Source organism: Halorientalis marina (genome assembly GCF_023028345.1).
Taxonomy (GTDB): Archaea; Halobacteriota; Halobacteria; order Halobacteriales; family Haloarculaceae; genus Halorientalis; species Halorientalis marina.
Map to the genome: position 1 here is coordinate 598,201 of NZ_CP095487.1, position 14,398 is coordinate 612,598.

Sequence of the window (14,398 nt, forward strand, 5' to 3'; positions counted from 1 at the left end):
GTCGCTCCGACTCCCTCCGCACGACGGATGGGGTCGGACACCACCGAGGACGCGCGGTCGCGGCCGCTGGAACGCGCGGAACCACTGGTACTCATCGCCGTCGGCGGCTTCGTCGGCGCCATCGCACGCCACGTCCTCGCCGTCTCGCTGCCGACTGCGACGCTCCCGTGGGGCACGCTCGCCGCGAACGTCCTCGGTGCCTTCGCGCTCGGGGTCCTGCTCTACGAGGCGCGGCTTTCGGGCGTCCTCTCGCCGGAGACGCGGCTCGTCGTCGGTACCGGCTTCCTCTCCTCGTTCACCACCTACAGCACGTTCGCGGTCGAGACGGCGGGACTGGCGCCCGGGTTCGCGGCCGCGAACGTCGCCGCGAACTACGTCCTCGGGTTCGCCGCGGTCGTCTGCGGGCGCTGGGTCGCCCGGGTGATGGCGCCGTGACCAGCCCCGCCCTGCTCGTCGGCCTCGGCGGAATGGCGGGCGCGCTCGCCCGGCATCTCGTCGGCGCGCGCTTCGAGGATGGCGTCCACGGCACGCTCGCGGTGAACGTCCTCGGGAGCTTCGTTCTCGGCGCCCTCGTCGCCGCGCCCGTCGACGGCGGCCTCGCGCTCGTCGTCGGGACGGGCTTCTGTGGCGCGTTCACGACGTTCTCCTCGTTCGCCTTCGAGACGGTGCGGCTGTTCGAGACCGGCGAGCGCCGGCGGGCCGCGGTCAACGCGGCGGTCAATCTCGTGGCCGCGCTGGCGGCGGTCGCGCTCGGGGGGGCACTCGCCGCGCTCGCGTGACCGGTCGGCGCTCACCGCTCGTCGGTCAGCGAGTCGACGTGCTGGGAGAGGTCGGCGACCGCGTCCTGCTGGCGGTCGGTCTCGGTGACGATTCGCTCGGCGGTCGATTCGACGGTTTCGGCGGTCTCTCTGGTCTCCTCGACCACCGAGAGGACCTCCTCGACGGTCGCCGCCTGCTGGTCGTTGGCGTCGGCGACCTCGTCGATGCCGTTCGTCGCCTCCTCGACCGCGTCGGCGATCCGCCGGAGCGACTCGACGGCCGCCTCGATGCGCTCGTCGGCCTCCATGATGCGCTCGTAGCTCTCCTCGACCTCCCGGACGGTGGTGGCCGTCTGTTCCTGGACGGTCCCCACCTGCCGGGCGATGTCCTCGGTGTGGGACTGCGTCTCGTCGGCCAGTTGCTTGACCTCGTTGGCGACGACGGCGAACCCCTCCCCGTCCTCGCCCGCGCGGGCGGCCTCGATGTTCGCGTTGAGCGCGAGGATGTTCGTCTGGTCCGCGATGTCGGCGATGACGTCGGTCACCGCTTCGATCTCGTCCATGTACTCGTCGAGTTCGGCGACCGTCTCGACGAGTTTCTGGCTCGTCTCCAGTACGTCCTCGGTCGAGTCCCGGGCCTCGATGCCGGCATGCTTACCGTCGTCGGCCTCCGAGAGCGCCTCGTTGGCCGCATCGGCCACCTGGTCTGCGCTCGCCGCGACCTCCTCCATCGTCGCGCTGAAGTCCTCCATTTCGGTGGCGACCCGCGTCAGGGCCTCGTTTTGCTCGGTTACCTGTTCGTCGATGTCGCCCGCGGCCGCGGCCGTCTCGTCGATCGAGTCCGACAGCGTCTCGGCCTGTTCGCTCACTTGGCGCACCAGCGCGCCGAAGTCCTCTATCGTCTCGTTCACCTCGGCGACGATCCGGAGCAGTTCGGTGTCGATGATGCCCTCGTCGTCCTCGAACTCGGCCCGGGCAGTGACGTCGCCGTCGCCGAGCGCTTCGAGGGTCGAACAGACTTCCTCGACGAGTGCTGCCATGCTCTGTTGGCGCTTGATCTCCTCGGACTGGTCCTCGACGAGTTCGAGCACGCCCGTGCAGCCGCCCGCGTCGTCGAACAGCGGTATCGCCTGGAAGGAGATGTGCAGTTCCTCGCCCTCGGTGTTGTGCATCACGCTCCGGTCCTCGTAGACGATCCGTGAGCCGAAGTTGAACTCGTCGTCGATCCGTGCCACGTCGTACTCCTCGTGGGCAGTCCGGGGCGCTTCCACGACCTTGTCCGCCAGCGTGTCGTGACGCCGTCCGTCGGAGTACGTCGCGGCTGCGATGCTCTCCCGACAGTCCTCACCGAGCGCATCGGTCTCGTCGATCCCGAGCTGGTCGGCGGTCGCCTCGTTGTAGGCGAGGACGGTGTGTTCGTCGTCGAGGAGGAACGTCGAGAACGGCATGGCACCGACGAGGTCCATGACGTCGAACCCGCTCTCGACCGGCGCGGCGTCGCCGGTCGCGCCCTCGTCGGCGGTCGCGTCAGCGCCGCCCGCGACCGCGTCGACGCCGTACGTCACGTCTTCGAGTGCCGCTCGCAGATTTCGCTTGAGTTCCGCCGCGGCGTCGTCGCCGTCTTCCACGTCGTCGAGGGCCGCGTCGACGAGTTCGTCCAGCAGCGGGGCGTACGCCGCGACGAACGTCGACGGCGCCACGCCGTCGGCGGCGAGCGTCGAGGCGGTCGCCGTCACACGCTCGGCCCGGTCGGAGCCGAGTCCGTCGTCGGGCAACGCCGATAGCGTCGTCGCGAGTTCGCTCCGATGGCGTGCATCTAGCTCCTCGGTCGCGGCCCCGACGGCCGCTGGCTCGACCGTGACCGGTCCGAGGCTCCCGGTCGCGGCGTCGGTTTCTCCGTCTCTCCCTCCAACGCTCGCGGTGAGTGCAGCGAACTGTCCGAGGTCCATATGTCGCGGTCACGCTGATGTGGGTTGAATATTTCCGCGCATTATCAAAAATGGAAGTCGGGCAGTGGGCAAAACTATACGGGCCGCCCGCCCGCCTACTCGCTCATGCGACTCGCGACGTTCGCCGTCGACACCGACGTGGGGCGCGTCCAGCGTCTCGGAATTGCCCACGAAGGCACAGTACTCGACACCACCGCCGGCTACGCGCACGTCCTCGACCAGCGGGGCGAGGCTGCGCCGGTCGAAATCGCCCAGGCGCACGCGCCCCCGGAGATGCTCGGGTTCCTCCGGCGCGGCGAGCGTGCCTTCGACGCCGCCCGGGCGGTCGCCGAGACGGTCCCGGATGCGGACGCCGAGACCGGCCCCGACGGCGCACGCCTGCGGTACGACCCCGACGAGGTGGACCTCATGGCACCGCTTCCCCGGCCTAACTCCCTCCGGGACTACATGGCTTTCGAGGAGCACGTCCGCAACAGCATGGGGGAGGTACCCGACGTGTGGTACGAGATTCCCGTCTGCTACAAGGGCAACGCCGATTCGGTGGTCGGCCCCGGCGCGACGGTCGAGTGGCCCGCCTACTCCGATCTGATGGACATCGAACTGGAGATCGGCGCGGTCATCGGGAAGCGCGGCACCGGCATCAGCGCCGACGAGGCCGCGGAGTACATCGCCGGGTTCACCCTGTTCAACGACTTCTCGGCCCGCGACGAGCAGGGCGAGGAGATGGAGGGGCGGCTCGGCCCCGCCCGCGGGAAGGACTTCGCCAACGCCTTGGGCCCGCACCTGGTGACGCCCGACGAAGTGGACCTCCCGAACGCCGAGTTCGAGATCGTGGTCGAGGGGGAGGACGGCGCCGCCGCGAGCGACGCGAGCGGCGGCTCGTCGGACCAGCGGTCCGACGGCGAGACCGACACCTGGTCCGAGGGCACCGTCGGCGAGATGGGCCACTCCTGGGGCGACATCATCGAACACGTCTCCGAGGCCGAGACGCTGTACCCCGGCGACGTGCTCGGGAGTGGCACGGTCGGCACCGGCTGTGGGCTGGAAATCGGGGAGTTCCTGTCGGACGGCGACACGGTCTCCATCAGCATCGAGGGACTGGGGACGCTGACGAACACGGTGGTCACGCAGTAAGACTGCCGCCGGCGCGCCCTCGCGAGCCGCGAACACGGGACGGCTGGATTCAAACCGCTGGCTCCCGAACGCCCGCTATGGACCCAGAAGCGCTACGTGCGGACATTCCTGCCGTGGCGGAGACGACGTACATGAACACCGGCGCGAGCGGGCCGAGCCCGCGCCACGTCGTCGACGCCGCGACCGACTTCCTCGAACGCCACGAGTACGAGGCCCACGCTGCCGGCGACCCCTATCAGGTCGCGTGGGACGCCTTCGAGACACAGCGTGAACGCATCGCCGACTTCCTCGGCACCGACGCGCCGAACGTCGCGCTCACCCAGAGCACCGCCGACGGTCTCTCGCGGCTGGCGGCCTCGGTCGACTGGGACCCCGGCGACGTGGCGGTCTACACCGACCTCGAACACCCCGCCGGCATCCTCCCGTGGGAGCGGGCCGCCGACGTCGTCGGCATCGAGACGCGCGTCCTCGAAACCGAGCGCGGCCGCGTGGACTTCGACGCACTGAAAGACGCGGTCGCCGACGCCCGCGTGCTCTGTCTCAGCGCGCTCTCCTGGAACTACGGGACTCGAATCCCCATCGAGCGCGTGGTCGACGTGGCCCACGACCACGACACGCGTGTCATCGTCGACGCCGTCCAGTCCCCGGGCCAGCACCCCATCGACGTCGAGGCGTGGGGGGCCGACGCCGTCGCCGCCGCGAGCCACAAGTGGCTCCTCGGCGTCTGGGGCGCGGGCTTCCTGTCTCTCGACCCGGACTTCGCGGACGCGCTCGAACCCCCCAGAACGAGCTACCGCGGCGTGGCCGAGGGGAGCGGCGCCGACTACGAACTCCACGCCGGCGCCCGCCAGCTGGAGATCGGCACCGTCTCGCCGGCTCCCCACGCCGCCGCCACGACGGCGATGGACACCATCACCGACGTCGGCCTCGACACCGTTCAGGCCCGCATCGAACGTCTCACCGACCGGCTGAAAGCGGGGCTCGGCGACCGCCTGCTCTCGCCCCGCGAGTACGAGTCCGGACTCGTCACCTTCGCCGCCGACGACCCCGACGCCCTCGTTTCCCGCCTCGGCGAGGCCGGCATCGTCGTCCGCTCCATCCCCGACCCCGACGCCGTCCGCGCGTCCGTCCACGTCTTCAACACCGCCGAGGACGTGGACCGCCTGCTCGACGCGCTCTGAGGGCCGGCTTTTGCCGCTCGTCTCCGTCCCTCCCCCGCCCGACAACCCGCTCGCCACCCCGTTTATCCCACGGCAGTATCGCCCGTGATAATCTCCGGGGAACGCTTAACAGTGTCCTCGGGCTGGTACGGGTACGAACGGCCGGCGGTCGCGTGGGGTCCGTGACCGCCGGCGGGGTTACGTATGTCGTCTGCAGGTTCACCCACGCGCGAGACGGCTCGGACCGTCATCGCGCTGCTCGTCGTCGCGGGGCTCGTCCTCGTCGCCGTGGTCCTCCCGGCCATCGGCCAGGAGGCGCCCGGCCGCTCGTTGCTCCCCGACCGCACCACTGGGGACGCCAGCGAGGACGCCGTCGAGCGCGCACTCCAGGGGGAGAACGGACGGTCGGGTGGCGGGGGCAGTGGGCCCGGCGACTCGCTCGTCGGCGGCGCGATGGGCGACCTTCCGCGGGAGGGGACCGACGCGCTCGGGGAGCAGGGCGTCGGCGACGGACAGCCGGGTGCGGGAGAGGGCGGCCGGAGCGGGTTCGGCGCGCTCGACCCCGGTGACAGCACGGGCGTCGGGTCGAGCGAGAGTCTCACGAGCGAGAGCCTCCGCAATCGCTCCTCGCAACCCCACTTCCTCGTCGAGAGCCCACGGCCCGCCTACTGGCGGACCGGGGCCTACGACACCTACACCGGCGACGGCTGGGAGAACAGCGAGACGGGCCGGCAGGACCTCCCGCTCGTCGACACGGTCGGTCCGAACCGCGAGAGCCTCGTCCAGGAGGTCACGCTCCGGCAGTCGGCAACGGCGCTCCCGGGGGCCTGGCAACCGGTCGACGTCAGGGGACTGTCGGGCGTGTCGGCGACCCCCCAGCGGGCGCTGCGCGCCGACGAGCGGGTCCCGGCCGGCACAACCTACCGGGTCGTCAGCAGCGTCCCAACCGACGACCCCGAACGGCTCCGGAACGTCGGCCGCGACTACCCCGCGGCCATCCGCGAGCGGTACACGCAGCTCCCGGCAGAGACGCCCGACCGCCTCCGGGAGTTCACCACGGAGCTGACCGCCGACGCGGACAGCCCCTACGAGAAAGCGGTCCGGATCGAGCGCTGGCTCGAATCGGAGAAGTCCTACTCGCTGTCGGCGACCCACGAGGGCGGGTCCGTCGCCGACCAGTTCGTCTTCGAGATGGAGCGGGGCTACTGTGAGTACTTCGCGACCGCGATGGTCGCCATGCTCCGCAGCGAGGGGATTCCCGCCCGCTACGTCGTCGGCTACTCCACCGGGCAGGCCGTCGGCGACGACGAGTACGTCGTCCGCGCGATGAACGCCCACGCCTGGGTCGAGGTGTACGTCCCCGAGCGCGGCTGGGTGCGCTTCGACCCGACGCCGGCCCGGAGCCGCCTCGCCAACGAGGCTCGCGCCGCACAGGCCGCGACCGACGCCGACGGTGCCGCCGACTCGTTCACCGACCGCGCCCGCGACCCCGGCGGCGACCGCTCCGGCGTGCCGGAACTCCCCGAGGAGGCGGGCCGCGACGGCTCGGGCGATCTGAACCGCTCGGACCTGACCGAGAACGAGTCGGTCCGCAACGACACCGACGCGCCGAACGGGAGCCAGCCGCCGGACGTCGACGGTACCGCGACCGCTCCGAACGGCACGGACGGCGCCGTGGCCGAAATCACGCTACTGTCCGACCCCGTACCCGGGCGTCCGGTCACGGTCGAGGTGACGCGCAGCGGTCAGCCCCTCGCCGGCGTACCGGTGTCGTTCAACGGCGAGCGCGTCGGGCGCACGAACGAGTCCGGGCTGGTCAGCGCGCCGGTCCCCTTCGCCCCGGAACTCGTCGTCGGCGTCGCCGAGAACGCGACGGTCCGGCGGACCGACGGCGACGGTGCCGCTCCCGACGGCGACGCGGCTGGCGGCGGCGACGGCACCGGGAGCGGCGCCGGCAGTGCGGCCGTCGGTCTCGGCGGCGGCGCCGTCGCGGGCGCGTCCGACGGCCGGCTGCGGTCCGTGTCGGTACCGAGCGCCGCGTCCACACAGGACGGCGACGACACGGTGGGCAACGAGACGACCGAGCGCTTCGACGTACCGACGAACGTGACGATCACGGTGGCGGGCGACCCCGAACCGGGCGAAACGGTGACCGTCGAGACACTGCTCGCCAACCGCTCGCTCGCGGGCGCGACGGTCGCGGTCGACGGCGAACGCGTCGGGGAGACGGCCGCCGACGGGACCGTCGAGGCGACGCTCCCCGCGGCCGAGTCGGTCACGATCACCGCGACTCGGGGGGCGGCCAACGGGACGCGGACGCTGCCGCTCGCGAACGTCTCCGTCTCGACCGCTGGGTTCGCGCTCCCCGGCCTCTCGGTCACGGTGTCGGTGACCGACGGCGGCGACCCCGTCGAGGGCGCGACCGTCGCGGTCGGCGGCCGGACCGTCGAGACCGGGCCGGACGGCGAGGCGACGGTCCCGCTCCCGGTCGCCACGGGCGCGACGGTCACGGTGACGACGCCCGCCGGCATCACGAAGACTGCCTCGGTCCCCTACCAGTTCCTGACCGCCGGCGCGCTCCTCGCGCTGGCGCTCGGCCTCGTCGCTGCCCTCCTCTATCTCCACCGACGGGCGACGGCGGCCGGCCACTCGCTGACCGAACACCTGTCGACGCTCGCCGCGTGGCTCCCCGGCGCCGCCGTCGGCGCGCTCGTCGCGCTCGCCGCCCGCGGCGAACGGCTGCTCGGGCGCCTGCCCGCCGCTCTCCGCGCGGTCGTCACCGAACTCCGGGCCGCGATTCGCGCCGCCATCGCCGCCGTCCGCGAGCGCGGCCTCGACCGCGACGCGCTCCCGGGGCCGCGAGCGCTCGCCGGACTGCTCCTCGCTCGCCTTCGCGCGGCGCTGGCCCGGCTGCGTGCGGCACTGCGCGGCGCCCGGGCCGCGGTGGTGCCCCGCGGGACGGACGACGCGCCGGCCACAGGGTCCGAGGTCGCCGACCCGCCGCCGGTCCAGCACGGACCGACCGCCCGCGAGCGGATCGAGGCGGCGTGGGCGGACTTCCGGGAACGGGTGCCCGCGGCCGACCGCGAGTCGATGACGCCGGGCGAACTCTCCCGGGAGGCCGTCGCGGCCGGCTTCCCCGACTCGCCGGTGCGGACGCTCACCGACGCCTTCCGGGCGGTCGAGTACGGCCGCCGCGACCCGCACGGCTACGTCGAGCCGGCCGAGCGCGCCCGTGACCGCCTGGCCGACGGCGACGAGCCCGACGACGAGACGGCGACAGACGGCGGCACCGCCGACGACGTGACCGCGGCCGAATCCACGGCCGAAGACGGAGCCGACGGGGACGACGGAGGTGCCGGTCAATGAGCACCTGGAGCCGCGTGCTGGCCGGGACCGGTGCCGTCGCCCTGCTCTCCGCGGCCGTCCTCGCGCTCGCGCCGGGGCTCTTTCCGGTGCCGCGGTCACAGCTCCAGCCGTTCCTCGACGCGGTGACCGAGAACGTCGGCCTGGCGGGGCTGGCCGGTCTCGCGGCCGCTATCGCGGTCGTACAGGGGCTGTGGTCGTCGACGACGCCGCCGCGGCCCCCGTCGCTCCCGGCCGGCGACCGCGACGACGCGCCGGCGACGCCCACCGTCGGGGCCGACTTCGACGAGCGGCTGGCAGCGACCGGGCGGGTCGGGACGCGGACGACCGAGGCCGAGGCGACGGTCCGCGAGGACCTGCGCCGGCTGGCAATCGACGCCCACCGGGAGGCGACCGGCTGTGACTGGGAGCGGGCGGCCCGCGCCGTCGAGACCGGCGAGTGGACCGACGACCCCGCGGCCGCGGCGTTCGTCGGCGGCCCCGACGCCCCCACCGTCCCCCTCCGTGTCTGGTTTCGGGACGTGCTCAGCGACGAGGGGGCGTTCCACCGTCAGACCACCCGGACCATCCGTGCGGTCTACGACCTCGGGTCCGACGACGAGTGGCGGCCCGAACGGTTCGACCGGGCGCGGACGCGGGCGGGGGCAGACGCCGCCGACACCGACGATACCACTCCCCCGTCGCCGACAGGGTCGACCGACGCCGACCGGGGGGTGACGGAGCGATGATGCGCGTCGCCCGCTGGCACGGCGCGCTGGTCGGCGCCCTGTTCGCCAGCGCCTGTGGCCTCTACGTCGGCAACGCCACGCTCGTCCTGGTCGCGGTCGTCCCGCTCGCGTACGTCCTCTACGGGTTCGTCACGGACCTCGGGCCGCCGTCGCTCTCGGTGACGCGGACAGTCAGCGAGGAGCGCAGCGACCCCGGCGAACCGGTCACGGTGGCGCTGACCGTCGAGAACACGGGAAACGCGCCCATCCCGGACCTCCGGATCGTCGACGACACGCCCGCCGACGTGCCCGTGGTCGACGGCTCGCCGCGGGCCTGCACCGCGCTCCGCCCCGGCGAGGCCGTCACCGTCGAGTACGACCTCCTGCCCCCGCGTGGCACCCACGAGTTCGGCGCGGCGACCGTCCGCGGGCGCAGCCTCGCGGGCACCATCGTCGGCACCACGACCGTCGAGCCCACGGGCGCGGCCGAGGTGGTCTGTGACACGCTCCTCGACGAGTTCCCGTTGCAGGACGAGACCATCCAGTACGCTGGCAAACACGTTACCGACACGGGCGGGCGCGGGGTCGCCTTCCACTCCGTCCGGGAGTACCGCCGCGGCGACTCGCTGTCGCGCATCGACTGGCACCGCCTCGCCGGCGGCGGCGACCTCGCGACCATCAACTACCGCGAGGAGCGCGCCGCCTCGATAGTGTTCGTCGTCGACGCCCGGCCCGACGCCGACGTGAGTCCGCCCCGCGGCGGGCCGACCGCCACCGACCTCTCGGTGTACGCCGCCGCGCAGGGACTGGTCACGCTCACCGGCGAGGGCCACGAGGTCGGCGTCACCCCGCTCGTGCCGTCGGCCGGCGAGCGGGCGGTCCCGCCGGGCCGCGGCGAGTCGACGCGCCGGCGTGCGGAGACCCTCCTCGACTCGCTGGGTCGGGACGACGTGCCTACCGCCCACGCCGCGTCCAGCGGACGGGCCGACGAGACCGATGGCTCGGCGGCCGACGCGGACGACGTGGCCGAGGCCGACGCGGACGCCGGCGACGAGGACTCCGCGGCCACCCCGGAGGCGGTCGCGACCGACGGGTCGGGACCGGCCGACGCGCCGAGCGTCGACGGCGCGGCCGTCGGCCTCCGCCTCGCGGAACGCCTGCCCGCGGACGCGCAAATCGTGCTCTGTACGCCGCTGCTCGACGACGTGCCCGTCGAGGCCATCGAGCAGTTGCGGGCACACGACCACGCCGTCTCCCTCCTGAGTCCGAACGTCACGCGGCCGGTCGACGGGTCGCCGACGCCCGGCCAGTCCGTGCTCGACCTCGCCCGTCGGACGCGGCTGCAGGAGTGTCTCGCCCTCGGCGTCCCGACGGCCGACTGGTCGCCGACCGACCCGCTCGGGATCGCCCTCGCGGACGTGCTCGACGCGCACCACCGGCGGTGGAACGCATGACCGGCGCCGACGACTCGTCCGCCGGCACGGCGACCGACGGCGGGTACGCCACCGCACCGGACGCCGACGGCGACGCTGACTGGCGAACCACCGCTCTCACCGACGGCGGCCTCCGGGCACGGGTCGCCGCCCTCGCTGGCGGCGTCTCCCTGTCCGGCGGCGTCAGCGGCGGCTTCGCGCTCCTGGCGAGCCTGCTCGTCGGCGGGCAGTTGCTCGGCCTCCCGCTCGCGGTCCTCGCCGTCGCCGCTGGTGCGACGGTCGCGCTGGGTCTCGCCGCACTCGACAGCGGCCGCCCACGGGTCCGGCTGCTTGGCGGTGCGGTCCTGGCACCGGCGGCCGTCCTCGTTCTCGCGGCACTCGGCGTCGGCGTCGCCTTCGGTCTCCGGTCGGGACTGGCCGCCGGCTCCCTCGCGGTCGCGGCCGTCCTCCTGCTCGCCGTCGGGAGCTTCGGCGCCGTCCTCACCGCCGCGCCCGTCTCGGCGCGCGCCCTGCTCGCTGGCACGTTTATGCGATACGTTGGCCTCCTCGTGCCGCTGACTGGTCTCCAGTTGCTCGTCGCGACCGTCACGGCGCCGGCGACGACCGTCGGCGCACTCGGCGCTCTCGCGTTCGACAGCCCGGAGCCGCTGCTGGCCGTCGGTCGCGCGCTGCTCGCCCCGCGTGGCCCGACTGCCCTGCTCACGTTCCTGCTCTCGCTGGTCGCGCTCGGCTGGCTCGCCCGCGCGCTGGTCGGCGCCCTCCCCGTCGTCTCCCTGTTCCCGCCACGGCGCCGGCCCGAGATCGCGGGCCGCGTCGACCGCCTTCGCGCGACACTCGGCCGCGCTGTCCTCGTCGGTGGCGGCCTCGCCACCGCTGGCTACGTCCTCGCGCTCGGCGCCGGCGTCGCCGCCCCCGCACGGCTCGGGACCGCCCTCGACCCGCCGCTCTCGGGACTCGTCACCGGGCTGCTCACATCCGTCTCCCTGCGGGTCGTCCTGCTCACGCTGCTCGGCCTCGGGGTCGCCGTCCTCGTCGGCGAGCGCCTCCGCCGGCGGGTCCGCCGACTCACCGAGACCGACCTCCGGCTGGCTGCGATGCCGCCAGTCGGCGCCGTCGGCACCGCGCTCGCGACGGGAGTCGTCGTCACGGCTTTCACCACTCCCGCGGCCGTCCTCGATTCGGTCCCGGCGCCGCTCCGCGAGCCGGTCGCGGGCGCGCTCGACGGCGGCCTCGTCGCCGCGACGTTCCTCGCGGTCTTCGCCTCGCTCGTCGTCCTCGGCGCCCTCCTGCTCGGGCTGACGGTGCTGGTCGGCTCGCCGGTCCTGCCCGACCGCGCGCTCGGTCCCGCCCTCGCTGCCACTGCCGTCTTCGGACTCGGACTCCTGCTCGCGCTGTTCGGCGGCCCCTCGACACTCGCCTTGCTGTCGGCCGTCGTCGCTTTGGTCGTCTGGGACGCCGGCGAGTTCGCCACCGGCCTCCGGGAGGAACTCGGGACCGACGCCGCCACGACTCGCGGCGAACTCGTCCACGTCGGCGGGAGCCTCGCCGTCGGCGCCGGCGCACTGCTCGTCGCGGTCCTCCTCGAACTCCTCGTCGCCAGCGGCGCGCTCGTCCCGTCGGTTCCCGACGAGGCGCTGGCTGCCGGCGCCCTCGCCATCGCCTTCGGCACCGTCGTCGTCCTCGTCTCGGCGTTGCGGGAGTGACTTCCCCGCCCCTCAGTCCTCGATGGTGGGCACGGGCACGGAATCGAGCGCGTCGTCGAGCACCGCGCGCTTGGACACCGAGCGGACGCTCGATTCTGCGGTCAACACCAGTCGGTGAGTGAAGACGGCGGGCGCGATACGTTTCACGTCGTCGGGGACGACGTAGTCGCGGCCGTCGATGACGGCGTAGGCGCGGGCGGCCTCGAACAGCCGCTGGATGCCCCGCGGGGAGACACCCACCTCGACGCGCTCGTCCTCGCGGGTCGCCCGCCCGAGGTCGACGACGTACTCCCGGAGGTCCGACTCGACGGTGACCGCCTCGGGCACGTCCTGGAGGGCCCGGACCGTCTCGTGGTCGACGACCGGCTCGACCGTCGGCGCCTGTGCCTCGCGGTCTGCCCGCCGGTCCAGCAGTTCGAGTTCGCCGTCCCGTTCGGGGTAGCCCATGCTCGATTTGATCATGAAGCGGTCCAGCTGGGCCTCGGGCAGGGAGAACGTCCCCTCCTGCTCGACCGGGTTCTGTGTCGCCATCACGAAGAAGGGATCGGGGAGGGCGTGCGTGTCGCCGTCGACGGTGACCTGCCCCTCCTCCATCGCCTCCAGCAGCGCGGCCTGGGTCTTCGGCGGGGCGCGGTTGATCTCGTCGGCGAGCACGACGTTCGCGAAGACGGGGCCCCGCGAGAACTCGAAGGTCCCCTCGTGTTCGTCGTAGATGTGGGTGCCGGTGATGTCGGCGGGGAGGAGGTCCGGCGTGAACTGGATGCGGGAGAACTCCAGTCCGAGGCCGGTCGCGAGGCTCCGGGCGGTCAGGGTCTTGCCCATCCCGGGCACGTCTTCGAGCAGTACGTGTCCGCGCGCGAGGATGCCGGTCAGGACCTGCCGGAGGAACTCACGGTCCGCGATCACGGCCGACTGCACTTCGTCCAGGACCCCCGTACACTCCTCGGCAGCGTCGGTGACGACCATCGTACCGTCACATGCGCCAAGAGGTACCTAAACCTGTTCCTGCCTTTCAGGGTCGAAAAACGACGTCGAACGGTCCGCTACTCCGTGGATCGGGCGCCCGCGCTCAGTTCGTCGCTTCGACCTCGACTTCGTCGTCGCGGAGCTTCTCCAGCCGGCCGATCAGCTCCGTCAGCCCGCTGTTGATCCGCTCGACGCGCTCCTCGATATCCTCCGCCGGGATCGCCCCGTCCGGGGTCGGCTGGACGAACCCGTCGTTCTCCAGCATTCGCAGCGAGTACCGGACCTTGTGCTCCGGAAGGCCGGTCCGTTCCGACAGCTTCACGATGCCGATGGGCCCATCCTCGATCACCGCGCGCAGGATTGTCAAATCGCGCTCCTCCTTCTCGACTTGGTTCTGGAGTCGGTCGACCATACTGGCAGTCTCTCCGATTCGGTATCAGCCCACGACACATAACTCTTACAAATGTCTCGGCAACCGACTCCGGACCGGCGATACCGAACGCGACTCCGGGCGACACCGCGGGTCGTCGGTCGTGGTCCCGACCGTCCCCGGTGGTCAGTCGTCGACCGGCGTCCGCCGGAGTTCGTCGATCCGGTCCCGCAGCCGGCTCAGCTCCGATTCGAGGTCCTCCCGGCGGTCGATCAGCGCGCTCAGTTCCTCCGTGTTGACCTGCCTTTCGTTCTCCAGTGCGCTCTCCAGCGCCTCGGTCGTCGACTGGACGAGAAAGCCCGCCACCTGCAGGACCTCCTCTGGCGACTCCCGCCCCGTGTAGAGGGGTACCTCCCCCGAGAGGGGCTGGTACTCCACCAGCGGGACTGACTCCTCGGGCTCGTACTCCGTCGACGCGCTCAGGCTCGTCACCGGGTTTAGCCGGTTCTGGGTCTGCTCGGTGCGGACGATGCCGAACTCCTCGGCCAGCGTGCCGTAGGTCGCCTCCAGGTCGCGGAGTTTCTCGCCGGTCTCGACGTCCATCTGTGCCTCGACGTCGGCGAAAAACTGCGCCGTCCCGCCCAGCGACAGCGCGACGGTGAAGAACGCGCCCTGCGAGTGATCGGCGAACTCCCGGAGTCGGTCGCGGACCGCCGCGTGACGGCCCTCGGCGGCCAGTTTCTGTAACTCGTCGAGGAATGCCCGCGTCCCCGCCTCCTGTGCCAGGAAGTCCTCGACCAGCGCCTTCGGCATCTCCTGTGGCGCGTCGTCTCGCCCGCTCATACTCCCCCT

The 14,398-nt window shown here is 72.6% G+C and carries 12 protein-coding genes; 8 read left to right on the forward strand and 4 right to left on the reverse strand.

The annotated features are described in order from the left end of the window. Positions 1 to 27: 27 nt before the first annotated feature. Together MUG96_RS03240 and MUG96_RS03245 are read left to right on the forward strand one after the other, a co-directional pair. A complete protein-coding gene (locus MUG96_RS03240; protein WP_246986443.1) occupies positions 28 to 435 on the forward strand; it encodes a fluoride efflux transporter FluC in 408 nt (135 codons plus the stop codon). Further along, entirely contained in the window at positions 432 to 779 is a 348-nt protein-coding gene (locus tag MUG96_RS03245) for a fluoride efflux transporter FluC (protein ID WP_256465425.1), read from the forward strand. The genes MUG96_RS03240 and MUG96_RS03245 overlap by 4 nt, the downstream gene beginning before the upstream one ends. An 11-nt stretch (positions 780 to 790) precedes the next feature. Here the strand turns inward: MUG96_RS03245 and MUG96_RS03250 are convergent, their stop codons facing one another. Beyond that, on the reverse strand, positions 791 to 2,707 hold the full coding sequence (locus MUG96_RS03250; protein ID WP_246986445.1) for a methyl-accepting chemotaxis protein: 1,917 nt from the start codon (positions 2,705 to 2,707) through the stop codon (positions 791 to 793). A gap of 105 nt (positions 2,708 to 2,812) precedes the next feature. On the opposite strand from MUG96_RS03250, the gene MUG96_RS03255 reads away from it, so the two are divergent. From MUG96_RS03255 to MUG96_RS03285, 6 genes are all read left to right on the forward strand, one after another. Next, positions 2,813 to 3,841: a fumarylacetoacetate hydrolase family protein gene (locus MUG96_RS03255; protein ID WP_246986447.1), complete on the forward strand. Its 1,029-nt coding sequence runs from the start codon at positions 2,813 to 2,815 to the stop codon at positions 3,839 to 3,841. A 77-nt stretch (positions 3,842 to 3,918) separates the two neighbouring features. Beyond that, positions 3,919 to 5,022, forward strand: a complete 1,104-nt coding sequence (locus tag MUG96_RS03260) for an aminotransferase class V-fold PLP-dependent enzyme (RefSeq protein ID WP_246986449.1) — start codon at positions 3,919 to 3,921, stop codon at positions 5,020 to 5,022. 183 nt (positions 5,023 to 5,205) lie between these two features. After that, positions 5,206 to 8,370, forward strand: a complete 3,165-nt coding sequence (locus MUG96_RS24205; RefSeq protein ID WP_308220116.1) for a transglutaminase TgpA family protein — start codon at positions 5,206 to 5,208, stop codon at positions 8,368 to 8,370. Then, positions 8,367 to 9,095 (forward strand): DUF7269 family protein, encoded by a 729-nt coding sequence (locus MUG96_RS03275; protein WP_246986451.1) that lies wholly within the window; start codon positions 8,367 to 8,369, stop codon positions 9,093 to 9,095. The genes MUG96_RS24205 and MUG96_RS03275 overlap by 4 nt, the downstream gene beginning before the upstream one ends. Further along, positions 9,092 to 10,528, forward strand: a complete 1,437-nt coding sequence (locus MUG96_RS03280; RefSeq protein WP_246986453.1) for a DUF58 domain-containing protein — start codon at positions 9,092 to 9,094, stop codon at positions 10,526 to 10,528. Before MUG96_RS03275 ends, MUG96_RS03280 begins: the two co-directional genes overlap by 4 nt. Then, positions 10,525 to 12,210, forward strand: a complete 1,686-nt coding sequence (locus MUG96_RS03285) for a DUF7519 family protein (protein ID WP_246986455.1) — start codon at positions 10,525 to 10,527, stop codon at positions 12,208 to 12,210. Before MUG96_RS03280 ends, MUG96_RS03285 begins: the two co-directional genes overlap by 4 nt. 12 nt (positions 12,211 to 12,222) lie before the next feature. On the opposite strand, the gene MUG96_RS03290 is transcribed toward MUG96_RS03285, so the two are convergent. From MUG96_RS03290 to MUG96_RS03300, 3 genes are all read right to left on the reverse strand, one after another. Further along, a complete protein-coding gene (locus MUG96_RS03290; protein ID WP_246986457.1) occupies positions 12,223 to 13,176 on the reverse strand; it encodes an AAA family ATPase in 954 nt (317 codons plus the stop codon). A 103-nt stretch (positions 13,177 to 13,279) separates the two neighbouring features. After that, positions 13,280 to 13,588: a winged helix-turn-helix transcriptional regulator gene (locus MUG96_RS03295; protein ID WP_246986459.1), complete on the reverse strand. Its 309-nt coding sequence runs from the start codon at positions 13,586 to 13,588 to the stop codon at positions 13,280 to 13,282. A 144-nt stretch (positions 13,589 to 13,732) separates the two neighbouring features. Further along, positions 13,733 to 14,389, reverse strand: coding sequence for a hypothetical protein (locus MUG96_RS03300; protein ID WP_246986461.1), 657 nt, complete (start codon positions 14,387 to 14,389; stop codon positions 13,733 to 13,735). Between the last annotated feature and the right edge of the window lie 9 nt (positions 14,390 to 14,398).

Excerpts from the sequence above, each read along its gene's own strand:
- MUG96_RS03240 (WP_246986443.1), top strand. The coding sequence starts at position 28 with ATGGGGTCGGACACCACCGAGGACGCGCGGTCGCGGCCGCTGGAACGC.
- MUG96_RS03250 (WP_246986445.1), bottom strand. The coding sequence starts at position 2,707 with ATGGACCTCGGACAGTTCGCTGCACTCACCGCGAGCGTTGGAGGGAGA.
- MUG96_RS03255 (WP_246986447.1), top strand. The coding sequence starts at position 2,813 with ATGCGACTCGCGACGTTCGCCGTCGACACCGACGTGGGGCGCGTCCAG.
- MUG96_RS03260 (WP_246986449.1), top strand. The coding sequence starts at position 3,919 with ATGGACCCAGAAGCGCTACGTGCGGACATTCCTGCCGTGGCGGAGACG.
- MUG96_RS24205 (WP_308220116.1), top strand. The coding sequence starts at position 5,206 with ATGTCGTCTGCAGGTTCACCCACGCGCGAGACGGCTCGGACCGTCATC.
- MUG96_RS03275 (WP_246986451.1), top strand. The coding sequence starts at position 8,367 with ATGAGCACCTGGAGCCGCGTGCTGGCCGGGACCGGTGCCGTCGCCCTG.
- MUG96_RS03280 (WP_246986453.1), top strand. The coding sequence starts at position 9,092 with ATGATGCGCGTCGCCCGCTGGCACGGCGCGCTGGTCGGCGCCCTGTTC.
- MUG96_RS03285 (WP_246986455.1), top strand. The coding sequence starts at position 10,525 with ATGACCGGCGCCGACGACTCGTCCGCCGGCACGGCGACCGACGGCGGG.
- MUG96_RS03290 (WP_246986457.1), bottom strand. The coding sequence starts at position 13,176 with ATGGTCGTCACCGACGCTGCCGAGGAGTGTACGGGGGTCCTGGACGAA.
- MUG96_RS03295 (WP_246986459.1), bottom strand. The coding sequence starts at position 13,588 with ATGGTCGACCGACTCCAGAACCAAGTCGAGAAGGAGGAGCGCGATTTG.
- MUG96_RS03300 (WP_246986461.1), bottom strand. The coding sequence starts at position 14,389 with ATGAGCGGGCGAGACGACGCGCCACAGGAGATGCCGAAGGCGCTGGTC.